At 59.9% G+C, this 13,878-nt stretch carries 8 protein-coding genes and 2 pseudogenes; 6 read left to right on the forward strand and 4 right to left on the reverse strand.

Annotation, left to right across the window (positions count from 1 at the left end):
• Positions 1-385: 385 nt before the first annotated feature.
• The 3 genes and pseudogenes from D0B32_RS27470 to D0B32_RS33015 all read right to left on the reverse strand — a co-directional run.
• Positions 386-699 (reverse strand): annotated as a pseudogene (locus tag D0B32_RS27470) (integrase); the annotation flags it as partial.
• A 1,580-nt stretch (positions 700-2,279) separates the two neighbouring features.
• Positions 2,280-2,390, reverse strand: a pseudogene (locus tag D0B32_RS27475) (transposase domain-containing protein); the annotation flags it as partial.
• Positions 2,391-2,452: 62 nt separating this feature from the next.
• Positions 2,453-3,232, reverse strand: coding sequence for a response regulator (locus D0B32_RS33015; protein WP_259295174.1), 780 nt, complete (start codon positions 3,230-3,232; stop codon positions 2,453-2,455).
• Positions 3,233-4,312: 1,080 nt separating this feature from the next.
• Between D0B32_RS33015 and coxB the strand changes: the two genes are divergently transcribed.
• The 6 genes from coxB to D0B32_RS27515 all read left to right on the forward strand — a co-directional run bounded on the left by coxB (position 4,313) and on the right by D0B32_RS27515 (position 11,155).
• A complete protein-coding gene (gene coxB / locus D0B32_RS27485) occupies positions 4,313-5,314 on the forward strand; it encodes a cytochrome c oxidase subunit II (protein ID WP_259295175.1) in 1,002 nt (333 codons plus the stop codon).
• A 10-nt stretch (positions 5,315-5,324) separates the two neighbouring features.
• Positions 5,325-7,343 (forward strand): cytochrome c oxidase subunit I, encoded by a 2,019-nt coding sequence (gene ctaD / locus D0B32_RS27490; protein WP_117337487.1) that lies wholly within the window; start codon positions 5,325-5,327, stop codon positions 7,341-7,343.
• A 31-nt stretch (positions 7,344-7,374) separates the two neighbouring features.
• On the forward strand, positions 7,375-7,959 hold the full coding sequence (locus D0B32_RS27495) for a cytochrome c oxidase subunit 3 (RefSeq protein WP_117337665.1): 585 nt from the start codon (positions 7,375-7,377) through the stop codon (positions 7,957-7,959).
• Positions 7,956-8,423 carry a hypothetical protein gene (locus D0B32_RS27500; RefSeq protein WP_147329570.1) on the forward strand — a complete coding sequence of 156 codons (468 nt, stop codon included), beginning with the start codon at positions 7,956-7,958 and terminating at the stop codon, positions 8,421-8,423. The genes D0B32_RS27495 and D0B32_RS27500 overlap by 4 nt, the downstream gene beginning before the upstream one ends.
• 2 nt (positions 8,424-8,425) lie before the next feature.
• Positions 8,426-9,787, forward strand: a complete 1,362-nt coding sequence (locus tag D0B32_RS27505) for a cytochrome c (RefSeq protein WP_117337489.1) — start codon at positions 8,426-8,428, stop codon at positions 9,785-9,787.
• Between the two features lie 231 nt (positions 9,788-10,018).
• Complete coding sequence (locus tag D0B32_RS27515; RefSeq protein ID WP_117337491.1) at positions 10,019-11,155, forward strand: glutathione-independent formaldehyde dehydrogenase; 1,137 nt, start codon at positions 10,019-10,021, stop codon at positions 11,153-11,155.
• A 97-nt stretch (positions 11,156-11,252) separates the two neighbouring features.
• Here the strand turns inward: D0B32_RS27515 and D0B32_RS27520 are convergent, their stop codons facing one another.
• On the reverse strand, positions 11,253-13,562 hold the full coding sequence (locus D0B32_RS27520; protein ID WP_117337492.1) for an FdhF/YdeP family oxidoreductase: 2,310 nt from the start codon (positions 13,560-13,562) through the stop codon (positions 11,253-11,255).
• Between the last annotated feature and the right edge of the window lie 316 nt (positions 13,563-13,878).

Genomic DNA, 13,878 nt, shown 5'->3' on the forward strand with positions numbered 1-13,878 from the left:
CCTGGCTCGTGCCTGGCTCGTGCCTGAGCAGTGCCTGGCTCGTGCCTGAGCAGTGCCTGGCTCGTGCCTGAGCAGTGCCTGGCTCGTGCCTGAGCAATGCCTGGCTCGTGCCTGAGCAATGCCTGGCTCGTGCCTGAGCAGTGCCTCGCTCGTGCCTGAGTAGTGCCTGAGTAGTGCCTGAGTAGTGCCTGAGTAGTGCCTGAGTAGTGCCTGAATAGTGCCTGAATAGTGCCTGAATAGTGCCTCGGGTTGTAACATCGCTCGGCCTGGCTTGTTGCGACGCCCGCCTAACGCCTGAGAAATACCCAGCTTTAGCTTCTTCAACGCCAGGTTTGCACCCGAACAACGCCTGCCTTGTGCCTGAACAGTGCGTTGCTCACGAACACACCCTCTGTGCCGCGCCGGCGGTCCACCCATATGACCATTCGAGACCCTCCGCGATCGCCCGGATGAGCACCCACTTCCCTTCCGTGAAGGCGTGCGACGTGTCGAGTGCATTTACGCGGGCGCTACCGCGCACTTTCACGCCGGCAAACAGATTCGCCAGCAGATACCGCTGCTCGATCAGCCAGCGAAACAGCGCGCCCAGCACGACAGCGCGTACGCGGCCGAGCGGGCCGACAGGCCACCCGAGAACGGGCGCCAGTCGGGGGCATTGCGTGACCGGACCGATCCCACCCAGCACTCCCGTGGCGTCGGTCACCGCCGCAACCACGCGTTGTCATCCATCAGCTCTCCGCCCCGATCTCGCCTTCGGGTGGGGATTGGTACGCGCTGTCCTGCGCACCCGGAACCTGATAGTCCCGCATTCCACATCGTGAAACTTGGCCACATTGTCTTAAAAAAGTGCGTGTTCCGAGTTGCGATGCTGCCCAGCTCACAACTCAGCCCCGGCCTTACGGTTCGGAGTTACCTGGCAATGAAGCCTGGCGCCGGCCCTTCAACGGAGAGGCCACACCGTCGCGCTTCCATCTTCACGAAGAAGACGGTCAAGAGATAGCGCGCATATCTCAAAGGAATTAACTCTCCCGCCCACGTAGGGGGGGCGAAGCCCACCACGAACCTCAACGCTGGCGCGAAGGGTCGATGGCTCGTCCGCAGCGGACGACTAGGCTTCCATTTTGGGGGGTGGCGGGTCGGGTTTCGGCTGCACGTCTTTCGACGTTCTGCACCCGAATGTCGCTAGCTCGGCCGCACTGGTCAAGGGTTTCGCCTTGCCTCTGTCCCGAACTTTCGCCTAAACGCCTTAGTTTAAAAAAGCGCCGCAGGGGCGTTTGAGTGCAAAAAACTTCATGTGGGCGAAACAATCGCCTCAACATCCTGGGGTGTCCATGCGAGCGCGGGACGGAAAACTGCCGCATCGGCGGCGCGTTGAAATCTCAATGCAAAACCGGAAGGCATCGTTGCGCGCTAAGCGGGCAACGAGCATTGGCATGAGCAAAGCATAGTTATCCTGTCTTCGCAAGAGACTGTGCGCGCATATCGAACTACAGCTCTGTGCGTAACCATTGCAGCGCGCGCAGATTCCTTGCATCACTCAATGTGCGCGCGATCGCCGCCGGCAAATGGCAGGCAACTTAACAGCGATCTGTGAGTGTTCGCCAAAGATGACGTGCTGCTGAGCGTACGCGGTCGCTTCATCGATACGCTTCGGGTCGTCTACGGGCGAGTTAGGGGTTCTTCAAGGGTAAGTTGCGGGTGACTCACGGGCGAGTCAGGGGTTCTTCAAGGGTAAGTTGCGGGTGACTCATGGGCGAGTCAGGGGTTCTTCAAGGGTAAGTTGCGGGTGACTCATGGGCTAATGGCGGGCAAGTTGACGGCGGTCTGTGGGTGTTGACTTGCTGCTGGGCGTACGCGCTCGCTTCATCGATACGCTAGGGGTGACTCACGGGCGAGTCAGGGGTTCTTCACGGGTAAGTGGCGGGTGACTCATGGGCGAGTCAGGGGTTCTTCAAGGGTAAGTGGCGGGTGACTCATGGGCGAGTCAGGGGTTCTTCAAGGGTAAGTCGCGGGTGACTCACGGGCAAGTCAGAGGTTTTTCAAGGGTAAGTTGCAGGTGACTCACGGGCTAATGGCGGGTAACTTGAGGGCGTGTGGTGGGTTGTTCACGGACTGGAATGTGGCGCTGCGCGGCTTTGTTTTCGGCCTATCCGGACAACCTCAGTGGGAAAAACTTTTGCAACAACGCATTTTCGAACCACGACTAGTATGTAACCGTCTTATCACGATCGTTCTCGACAACAGGTTGATATCGGACAATTGAACGCAGCTCGCTGAGTTCAGGCGGCGTTGTGGTGAAGCTGATCGGCGACGACCGATGGCAACAGCTCATCGACGCGATTGACTGGATGCTCGGCAATGCGAGCGATGACGTGGCGCAGGTAGGCCTCGGATCAAGGCAAGCGAAAGTTCGCGCTGCGTTTGCGCGCGGCTCGCTGCCTATCTCTTGACACTAGTGGGCCAGCCGCGTGATCAGATCGACGAGATGGCTCGTCTGCTGTCCTTTCTGACAATAGCCATCAAACTCGTGATCGGCGAAATGCCTTCGCACCTCCGCCTCGTCCAGCGCCGTAAACGCGATGATGGCAATACCGCTGTTCGCTTCATTCTTTCGCAAGGCCATTGCAGCCTGAAACTCATTGCACTGAGGCATGGAAATATCCATGACGATGAGATGGGGACGCCACTCGCGTCCAACCCTGATAGCTTCCATCCCACCAAAGGCGATGCGGCAGTCAAATTCTTCCATCTCCAGATACGCGGCTAACGCCCGCGCGGAGCTAATATTGTCGTCCGCGATCAACACGCGCGGCATCAAGGTATCGACCTTGACCGAGCGTTGTGTCCAGGGGCGGCAGGTGGCTTGCGGCACTGTTGGGTTCATATCGGCGTTGTCCGTCTGAAGGTCGCTATCCACGCACGGGTCCGTTAGCTCTTCGGCGTTGTCGAGTGGCGGACCATCCGGTAAAGGTTCCTGAGTATCTGGACCGCTTTCGAGCCCGGGAAAAACGGTCAGGGAAATATCCCGCAGTTGCGCGGCGCAACGACGCGCATCATGCGGTGAATTCTCATCCAGTACTTCCAGGAGGCCGACGATCGCTGCTAGAAAAGCATCTGAAAGCGGTGAAGCGTGCGAATGCTCGCGCAGATGAACGCCGCGCGCAAAAACCTGCCGTCCAAACTCAATCTGATGTGCGGCAAACGTGTCGTCGTCAATAGCATCCGGCACCACGACGAGCGCTCTCCCTGAAAGCGGGGGCGGAAGGCGGAAAAAAGCGTGGAGTCTCTCATTACGCGGCACCCTCCGATTCGCAAGCCTCGGCATGACAAAAGTGCGGGCCGTCTCTCGTCGCCTTCAGGCAGGCGAGTAAAATCAATTCAAATTGGCGCTAATGACTGGATGCTACGGATAGCTTCGCACGCCCGTCGGTCAGCGTCAAATACATTTGACGCCTTGCGACTATCCACCAATGAATCCCCATTGGTTTCAACTATTCGATGAGCTTAAGCGTCGGGGTATGTTCGAAAGCGACGCGCAACTTGCTGAGAGCCTCGCTGTCAGCAGGGCTCAGATCTCCGCTTGGCGGAATGGAAAGTCCGACCTTGGCACTTTGACCAAAATCAAGATTCTTGATGCACTTGGCCACACGACATTACGATCGACATTGGTAAGCCTGCTGCCTGAGCGGAATCGTGAAGACTCTAAAAATATTCATGAAGCTCTGGTCGCACGAGTCCAACGGCACGACCGGGCTCGACTAACGCTTGCGGAAAATCATGCAAGGAAAAGGGGCGGCCATGCCGTGCCGAATCGCCTGCTGGCAGCGTTGCCCGCACCTGAACGCACCCGTATTGAGAACCACCTTACAGTGATGGAGTCACCACAAGGCATGGTGGTATTTACGTCCAATAGCGCTCCCGAACAGGTCTATCTGCCAACGACCGCCGTCGTCACGATGCTCAGCGTCCAGGAGGACGGTGCATCTGCCGAGGTTGCCCTGGTGGGTCGAAATGGACTCTTGGGCGTCGGGTTATTTACCGGAGCAGAACCGACTTCCCTCCAGGCCATCGTGCAATGTGCCGGCGAAGCCTTCCGGCTCGATCCACGGTTCGTATTTGAGGAAATTGAACGCAGGGGTTCGCTCCACCGCGCATTCAGCCATGCATTAGTCCCACAAAACTTGCTACGCCACCAGGCAGGATATTTGCTGAGCTGCTGCCTACAGGACCTTCTGGGCCGCATTGCGAGACCGGCGAGATGCGAAAGCGTGGACCTTTCCGAGTTGCAGGTGGGCGCCGGTTCCCCTGCCGTGTGCGGGGCTGGCCCGCATGTCTCGCGGCGCTCGGCCCCCGCTTCGCACGCGCCGCGGATCCGGCGCCGCTCGATTATTTCCTCCATGCCGCGGGTCCCGCAGCGGCGCCCACCATGCATCTCGGCTGGGTAATGACGGCAATCGCGTCAGGCGTGACGATGCTGATCGCGGTGTTACTGGCCGCCGCGATACTCCGCAAACGCTCAACCGTCCGGCCCCACGAACTGCATGGGGACCACGGCGGCCTGATGTGGATCTACATCGGCACGGGCGTTTCATCCGTCGCTTTGTTTGCCATTCTGGTCTACGTGCTGGGAACGCTGGAAAGCGTCGCCGCGCCGTCCAGAACGCCAGCTTTGACCGTCACGGTCACTGCCTACGATTGGTGGTGGAAGATCGAATACGACGACGACGACCACACCCACCACTTTGTTACCGCCAATGAGATTCACATTCCCGTTGGCGCACCCGTGAAAGTCCTGCTACAAAGCGCCGACGTGATCCACGCATTCTGGGTACCGCAACTGGCCGGCAAAACGCAAACCATCCCTGGCCAGGTCAATGAGCAATGGATCGAGGCCGATCACGAAGGCGTCTACCGCGGGCAATGCTCACAGTTTTGCGGCGCACAACACGCGCATATGGCCTTTGAGGTGGTCGCGCAAAACGCAAACGACTTCGCAGCGTGGCGCGCACAACAAGCGCAAGCGCAGCCTCCTGCGAACGGGAACGTTGCGGCGGGGCAGCACCTCTTCCACGACCGCTGCGCCGGTTGCCACACGATTCGTGGCACGGACGCGGTGGGCATGCAGGCTCCAGATCTGACCCATCTCAATTCGCGCAGGCTTCTCGCCGCCGGCGCAATGACTAACACGCCGGCGCATCAACTCGACTGGATCGCACGCGCGCAGCAGATCAAGCCCGATTCGTTGATGCCGAGCATCGCTCTTTCGGTGCCAGAGGCCGCTTCGCTGTCCGCGTATCTGTCTACCTTGCGCTAACGGGAACGACATGCCAAACCCCCACGCCTCCGTCTCGCCCCGTCCGCCACAATTGCCGCACCTGACGCGGCCGCTGCACGTGGGACGCATCGCTCAGGACAGCGACGAGGCGCGCCGCCTGCATGAGATTTGGGGGTCGCCTCCTGGCTGGCGCGGCTGGTTTTCGACGGTGGATCACAAAGCAATCGGCTTGCGGTACCTGGTGACGGCTTTCCTGTTCCTGCTGGCTGGCGGCGTCGAGGCACTCATCATGCGGGCACAACTCGCGCGGCCCAACGCTGCACTGCTGACACCGGATCAATATAACCAGCTCTTCACAATGCACGGCGTGACAATGATTTTTCTCTACGCCCTGCCCGTTCTGTCCGGCTTTTCAAACTACCTCTGGCCACTCATTCTCGGCGCCCGCGACATGGCGTTTCCGCGTTTGAACGCGCTGTCGTACTGGGTCTTTGTCTTTGCGGGGCTGTTCCTTTATTCGAGCTTCCCGCTTGGCGAAGCGCCCAACGCCGGCTGGTTCAACTACGCGCCGCTGTCCGCCCTCGAATACGACACTGGGCCCAACATTGACGTGTACGCCCTCGGGATGGTCCTGCTGGGCATTTCCACGACCGTCGGCTCGATCAACTTCGTCGTTACCCTGTTGCGTATGCGGGCGCCTGGCATGTCTCTCGACCGCATGCCGGTGCTGGTCTGGGGCACGCTTACGGCGTCTGCCGGCAACCTGCTGGCGGTTCCTTCGGTGAGCCTTGCGTTCTTTCTACTGTGGCTCGACCGACGGGTCGGCACACACTTCTTTGACGTGCTCAACGGTGGAAGGCCGCTCCTTTGGCAACATCTGTTCTGGATCTTTGCGCATCCCTGGGTCTATGCAGTCGTGTTGCCCGCCATGGGCATTGTCTCGGACGCATTACCCGTGTTTTGCCGTCGGCCGCTGGTGGGATATGGGCCGGTCGCACTATCGACGGTGGCGACGATGGCGATTGGCTTCGTGGTGTGGATTCACCACATGTTTGCAACGGGCATTCCCGCACTTGCGCTGTCTTTCTTTGGCGCGGCAAGCATGGTGATTGCGGTGCCCAGCGCGGTGGCTACGTTTGCATGGATCGCCACCATCTGGACCGGGCGCCCGGTGTTCCGCGTGCCCTTCCTGTTCTTCGCCGGCTTCGTATTGCTGTTCGTGGTGGGCGGCGTCTCCGGCGTCATGACTGCCGCCGTACCGTTCGACTGGCAACTGACCGACACCTACTTCGTCGTCGCTCATCTTCACTACGTTCTGCTCGGCATCAACGTCTTTCCCGTAATTGGTGGCATCTACTTCTGGTTCCCCAAATTCACCGGCCGGATGATGAGCGAACGCCTAGGGCGCCTGGGTTTCTGGGTGATGTTCGCCAGCTTCAACGTGACCTTCTTTCCGATGCACATCGCGGGCCTGCTGGGCATGCCGCGGCGCATTTACACCTACCCTGCCGATATGGGCTGGAATACCGTCAACCTGATCACGTCGGTCGGCTCCTTCGTCTTTGCGATCGGCGTCCTGATCTTTCTGGTCGATCTGCTGTACAGCCTGAAGCGCGGGCCACTGGCTGGCGATAATCCTTGGGATGCACCCACCCTCGAGTGGAGCGTCAGTTCACCGCCGCCGCCCTACAACTTCGCGGTTCTGCCCTATGTGGGCAGCCGTCACCCGCTATGGGAGGGCCGCCTCGATCAGGACTTCGGGCACACCGATGCTTCCGCACGTTCGAGTCTCCAGGAAGGTTTCCTGCTCGGCGAAGGCCGCGAAGCATTGGGGACGACCGCGCTCGAGGCACTGCCCGACGTGATTCTGAAAATGCCGGAGGACTCGTACGCGCCCTTCTGGCTCGGCCTGTTTGCCACGCTCGTATTTGTCGGGCTCCTGTTGCAAAGCGTGCTGTTCACGGCAGCCATGTTGCTGGGCTGTGCGGTTTCAATCGCAATCTGGCTGTGGCCCGAGCGAGCGCTGGTCCAGCGCGAGCCTGAGCCCGTCACGGATATTGGAGGTTGAGTTGAGCGAGATTGTGCAACAGGACGAAGCGATGCTCCCGGTAGGCAGTGCCGGCGAGCGCTCGGGTGGATGGTGGGGCTGCATGGCGCTGATCGTCACCGAAGGATCGCTGTTCGGCTACCTCATCTTCTCGTATCTGTATCTCGCAACCCAGGAAGGGCAAAACTGGCCGCCGGAAGGACTCCCTGCGCTGGGGCTTGGCATCTTCAATACGGGCGTCTTGCTGTCGAGCAGCGGCTTCGTCTGGTTCTGCGAACGCTGCGTGCGGCACCGGCGTCTGCGCATGGGCGTGGCATCAATGGGCATCGCCGTTGTGCTGGGAGTTCTGTTCGTCGGCATTCAGCTAAAGGAGTGGCAAAACCACCCCTACGGTCTTAGTGCGCAACTCTACAGTTCGCTGTACTTCACCATAACCGGCTTCCATATGGTTCACGTGCTGGTGGGAATCGTTGTACTCGCCATGCTGCTGATATGGACTGCACTCGGATACTTTGACGAGAAGCGCTGCCTCGCGTTGAGCATAGGTGGACTGTACTGGCATTTCGTCGACGCAGTGTGGTTGTTCATATTTTCCACGCTGTACCTGTCGCCATACCTTCTGCGAACCGGATCATGAAAGCAAAACATATTCATGATCACCGGGGTCCACATAACGAACCACAGGGGCGACCTGGCGGAGGAACCCGCAACATTCGTTCAGTGCGACTGCATGCGCTCGCTGGTATTGTGATTGCACCGCTCGCGTGGGTGACGCAGATGGGGCTAACGGAAGCACTTGCCGCGCAAAGCTGCTTTCCTCATGATCATCCGCTGCATGCGCCCGCGCTGCCACGCCTGGCTGCTGCGATACTTGCGATCAATGTAGTGTGTCTGATGCTGGGATGCCTGGGAGGATACCTTGGCTGGCGCAATCTTCTGCTGCTGCGCCGCGAGCGTAAGCGGCAAACCGGCCGGGAGGAAAGCGGCGAACTCAGTTGGACCGTTGCCTATGTGGGCGCATTGAGCAGCACGCTGTTTCTTTTCGCGCTTGTGACCACAGACATCGCGGTGCTGATCGTCTCTCCCTGCGGCAGGTGGTGACCATGAAGTTGAGCGTGGCCGTCACTGCGTCCCTCGTTACGGTTCTCTACTGGTGCGTCAGTGCGGTACTGGTGGGACACGGTGCCCCGGCAGGCGCGCACACGCTCCCATCCGATCCCCCAACCACCGGCGATAGCGCCCTGATTGCACGAGGGGCGTACCTGGCAAAGGCCGCCGACTGCGCCGGTTGCCACACTTCCGCGCCGACCGCATCACCGTCCGGCGGAGCGCCAAGACTGGGCGTGCCCTTTGCCGGCGGGCTCGGGATGAGTTCGCCGTTCGGCACGATCTACTCCTCCAACATCACGCCGGACCGCGTGCACGGTATCGGTCGGTACTTGTACGGTGACTTCGCCCGTGTCTTGCGCGAAGGGGTGGCTCCCGGCGGGAAGCGACTCTATCCGGCGATGCCGTTTCCGTCATTCGCGAAGATCGACGATGACGACATGCACGCGCTTTACGCTTATTTCATGCGGGGCGTTCAACCGGTTCCGCTGCCAACGCCTGAGACGCGTCTGCCGTTTCCGTTCAATCAGCGATGGGCACTGATGTTCTGGGACCTGGCGTTTGTCAGAGATGGAGAATACGCGTCGAACGCCAGACATGACGCACAGTGGAATCGCGGTGCATACCTCGTACAGTCACTCGGACACTGCGGCGCATGCCACACGCCTCGCGGACCAGCGTACGAAGAGCGCGGCTACGACGAACGCTCACCCCTCTATCTGACAGGCGGCACCAATGACCATTGGTTTGCGCCTAACCTTACCGGTGATCCCGGCTCGGGCCTCGGGCGGACGGCAGCATTCGACCTCGTCGCATTCCTCAGGCACGGGCATGGGGGCGGCCTGGTCACGTTTGGCAGCATGGTGCAGGTCGTCGAGGACAGCACCCAGTATCTGACCGACGAAGATCTTGCAGCCATTGCCACGTATTTGAAGAGTCTGCCCGCTCACGAACCTGCAGGTCATTTCGACAGTCAGTCGCGCGCCGCTCAGCAAACCGTCACCGCGTTGAACATCGGCAATGTTGAGTACCCGGGTGCGGGCATCTTTCAAAGCTTCTGTGCGCGCTGTCATCAAGCGAACGGAACCGGCGTTGCGCAGAAGTATCCGCGGCTGGCGGGCAATCCCGCTGTCCTTGCCGCAGAGCCGACGTCGCTTGTACGGCTGCTGGTTGAGGGCGGTGCAAGCCCGCATACCGATGGAGGTCCGGAACCACGCAAAATGCCGGCGTTCGCGGAAAAGCTGACCGACGCCGAAATGGCGGCCGTGCTTACCTTTGTTCGGAATGCGTGGGGCAATGCAGCAACACCGGTGACGACGCGTGATGTCGCCAGCGCCCGCAATGCAATCCATAAATAATCGGTCGCTGCTGTAGCTACGGCACGAGATTCGTGATCCCGCGCATCTTGGGCTGCTCGACACCCTCCGCTCTCGCCAAGTGACGTCTTTCATCCCAACACTCCCCATGTCGGCGCAAGCCGCGTACCCCCATGTCTGTCCGGCACATCAGGCATGCCTGCTGCTCGATTTCCTGCACGATCGTTGTCCCGACGAATCGCTTCATCCCGTTGTCACGTTCAGGAGAGCAGCATGAAAGCATTGGTATATGAAGGCCCACGCAAAGTCGTCGTGAAAGAAATGCCGGACGCAAAAATCGAACGCCCCACCGACGTACTCGTCAAGATCACCACCACCAACATCTGCGGCTCGGACCTTCACATGTATGAAGGCCGCACGAACATGGAGACGGGACGCATACTGGGTCACGAAAATCTTGGAGTGGTGGTCGAAGTGGGCGATGGCGTGGAACGCGTCAAGAAAGGCGATCGCGTGTGCCTGCCTTTCAATATCGGCTGCGGATTCTGCAAGAATTGCGAACGCGGCCTCACGGGATTCTGTTTGACCGCCAACCCCGGCGTGGCAGGCGCAGCTTATGGATTTGCGGGCATGGGCCCGTATAGTGGCGGTCAGGCGGAATATTTACGCGTACCGTTTGGCGATTTCAATTGCCTCGTGTTGCCGCCCGACGCCGGAGAAAAAGAAAACGACTACGTGATGCTGTCGGATATTTTTCCGACGGGCTATCACGCAACCGTTCTGGCCGGTGTAGAACCGGGAGATAGTGTGGTGATTTACGGCGCAGGTCCTGTCGGTTTGATGGCAGCGCTGTCCGCGTCGATCAAAGGCGCGAGCAAGGTGATGGTGGTGGACAGCCATCCGGACAGACTCAAGCTCGCGGAAAAACTGGGAGCGATTCCCGTGGACGACAGCGACGGCTCATCAGCCGACCAGATACTCGAAATGACCGGCGGCGAAGGCGCGGATCGTGGCTGCGAATGCGTGGGCTATCAATGCAGCTGCAAAGGTCACGAAGTACCGAACCTCACCATGAACAACCTTATCAAGGCGGTACGTCCGACGGGTGGCATCGGCGTGGTGGGTGTGTTCGTGGCGGAAGATCCGAAGAGCGAGGACGCACTCGCAAAGAACGGGCAGCTTGCGCTGGATTTTGGGCAACTCTGGATGAAAGGCCAGCACATCGCAACGGGTCAGGCGAACGTCAAGGCTTATAACCGCAAGCTTCGGGACCTGATCGCGGCGGGGAAGGCCAAACCTTCACAGATCATCTCGCACGAATTACCGCTGGAAAAAGCCGCGGAAGGGTACAAGCATTTCGACGAGAGGGAAGAAGGCTGGACCAAGGTCGTGCTGAAACCGGCAGCTTGATCGGCGTAGCGCCGTTGCGGGCGATTCCGCGACGGCCTGAGGCTTACTGCCTTGTTTTGCCGCGTTGCCCTATGGCAACGCGGGTTGATTTCGCGTATCACGCGGTTTGCATAGTCGTCGACCCCGACTTGCGCAACCGCACCGGAACCGATTTCGATGCGGGCACGAGACTGTCCTTCGCGTGATGCCATAGCGGAATCAGCCGGTTGCATTCAGGATAGTAGCCCATGATGCAGCCAGCGGGAATATCGAAGGCATGCACGTGCATGCCATCCACTTCGCGTATTACATCATCATTGGACGCCGTCGACACGCATACTTCGTCGCCCTCATCCAGTTCGCGCATCGCCATGTCGTCGCGATGCATCAGCAGAACGTTACGCGTGCCCTGCACACCGCGGAAGCGATCGTCGAGGGAATACACCGTCGTGTTGAACTGACTGTCCCCCCGCGTGGTCATCAGCCGCAGCACATCTGGCCCGAATGACGGCATGTCCGCGTCTTCATCGAGCGTATCGGGTACGATGAAATTCGCCTTGCCGTTTGGCGTTTTCCACATGCGTTCGGCCGCCGGGATCGGCCGGTGAAATCCGCCGGGGTCGCAGAAGCGCTTGTTGAAATCGGCGAACTGCTCCGGATACGTCAGTTCGATCGCGTCACGAACCCTGGCGTAGTCGCCCACCCATGCATCCCAGTCCACGCGGGGATTGTGCGGCAGCAGGGCCTTGGCGATACCTGCCACGATAGCCGGCTCCGACAATAACCACTCGCTCGCGGGCTTGGCATACCCGTGTGAACCGTGCACGCAGGCCGTGCTGTCCTCCACGCTCACCCACTGTTCGCCGCTCGCCTGCTGGTCAACTTCAATGCGGCCGAGGCACGGCAGCAGGTATGCGACTTCGCCGTGCAGCAGGTGGCTGCGGTTCAGTTTCGTGGCAATCTGCACCGTCAGCCGCAGGGAGCGCCATGCGCCATCCATGACGCGGTGATCGGGAATGGCCACCTGAAAATTGCCGCCCAGCCCGATGAACGCTTTGACTTTGCCATCGAGCACGCCCTGGCAGGCTTCCACCGTGCTCAAACCTTTGTTACGCGGAGGTTCGAATCCGTAAAGCTTCTTGAGTGTGTCGAGCGGCGCGAGTTCCGGCTTCTCGGTGATCCCTACCGTGCGCTGCCCCTGAACGTTCGAGTGGCCGCGAATCGGGCAGATGCCCGCGCCCGGCTTGCCGATATTCCCGCGCAAGAGCAGCAGATTGGACAGCATCTGCACATTCTGCACACCATTGCGATGCTGCGTGATGCCCATACCATACAGCACCATCACCGCTCTGGCTTTGGCATACTCGGTGGCCGCAGCAGTGAGCGCGTCCCGTGTGAGTTGCGAACGGGCCTCGATTTCGCGCCACGTCATCGCACGCATCGCGGCCGCGAACGCTTCGAAACCTTCGGTGTGTTCGGCGATGAAGGCGGCATCGAGCACGCGCGGGGTGCCATCCCGCTGCGCCGCGTCGTCCCATTCGATCAGCAGCTTGCAAAGACCCGCCACCGCTGCCTCGTCGCCACCAATCTTCACCTGATGGTATTGCGTGCTGATGCGGGTCTCGCTTGGCGTCAGCATTTCAAGCGGCGACTGCGGATTGGCAAAACTCACCAGTCCGCGCTCCTTGATCGGATTGAACGTAATGATCTGGGCGCCACGTTTGCGTGCGTCCTGCAACTGATGGAGCATCCGCGGCGCGTTGGTGCCCGTGTTGTGACCGAAGAAGAACATGCAGTCGGTGTGCTCGAAATCATCGAGCGTCACGGTGCCGACCGGCGAACCGATCGTCTTTGGCAAAGCCACCGACGTGCTTTCGTGACACATGTTCGAACTATCCGGCAGATTGTTCGTGCCGTACATGCGCGCGAGCAGTTGATACAGATAGGACGTCTCGAGCGACGCGCGACCGGATGCATAAAACACCGCCTGATCGGGATCGAGCGCACGCAGTTCGTTCGCAATGCCGGCAAACGCGTCTTCCCAGGTGGTTGGCACGTAGCGGTCGGAGACAGCGTCCCAGCGCATCGGCGCAGTCAGGCGTCCCGACGATTCGAGTTCAAGACCGCTCCATGATTCGAGTTCAGCAAGGGTATGTTCGGCAAAAAATTCCGGACCGATATGCTTGGTTGTAATTTCCCACGCCGTGGCCTTCGCACCGTTCTCGCAGAATTCGAACAGATGCGGATCGGCTGGTTTGGCCCATGAACAGCTGACGCAGGCGAAGCCGTCAGGCTTGTTCTGATGGGAGAGGATCGCGCTGCCATCCAACGCGACGTGCTCCCGGAACAAAATGCTGGCGACGGCCTTCAGCGAGCCCCAGCCGCCGGCCGGGTTGCGATACTCCTTGATTACGGTATCCGTGGTCATGCAGTCTGCTCCTCGCGTGGTTGACGCGCCTGAGACTCGTGGTCGAACCGCACGGCGTGCCAGGAACCCGCTCGCAACAAACGGGCCCATGACCGCGTTCCGCACTGATCCGGCGCAACCGCCGATGCGACGCAGCGCAGACGACAAACCAAGTTAGGTGAAAATTGCATCGCGGCGGGAATCGCGAGTCTGTCTGTTCGTAGACAGAAATCACATCATGCAGATGGACGGTCGGTTAACCGCAGAATTTACACGTGCTGCATCAATTGATGCATACCGAAGAACCGGATTATCGCTGACACGCTAAAGTCAATTC

It is taken from the genome of Paraburkholderia sp. DHOC27, from assembly GCF_003429005.1.
In the GTDB taxonomy this organism is placed as follows: domain Bacteria; phylum Pseudomonadota; class Gammaproteobacteria; order Burkholderiales; family Burkholderiaceae; genus Paraburkholderia.

Bases quoted from the DNA above. Each gene is read 5' to 3' on its own strand.
- D0B32_RS27515 (WP_117337491.1), top strand. From the start codon at position 10,019: ATGAAAGCATTGGTATATGAAGGCCCACGCAAAGTCGTCGTGAAAGAA.
- ctaD (WP_117337487.1), top strand. From the start codon at position 5,325: ATGCCAAACCCCCACGCCTCCGTCTCGCCCCGTCCGCCACAATTGCCG.
- D0B32_RS27500 (WP_147329570.1), top strand. From the start codon at position 7,956: ATGAAAGCAAAACATATTCATGATCACCGGGGTCCACATAACGAACCA.
- D0B32_RS27520 (WP_117337492.1), bottom strand. From the start codon at position 13,562: ATGACCACGGATACCGTAATCAAGGAGTATCGCAACCCGGCCGGCGGC.
- D0B32_RS27495 (WP_117337665.1), top strand. From the start codon at position 7,375: ATGCTCCCGGTAGGCAGTGCCGGCGAGCGCTCGGGTGGATGGTGGGGC.
- D0B32_RS27505 (WP_117337489.1), top strand. From the start codon at position 8,426: ATGAAGTTGAGCGTGGCCGTCACTGCGTCCCTCGTTACGGTTCTCTAC.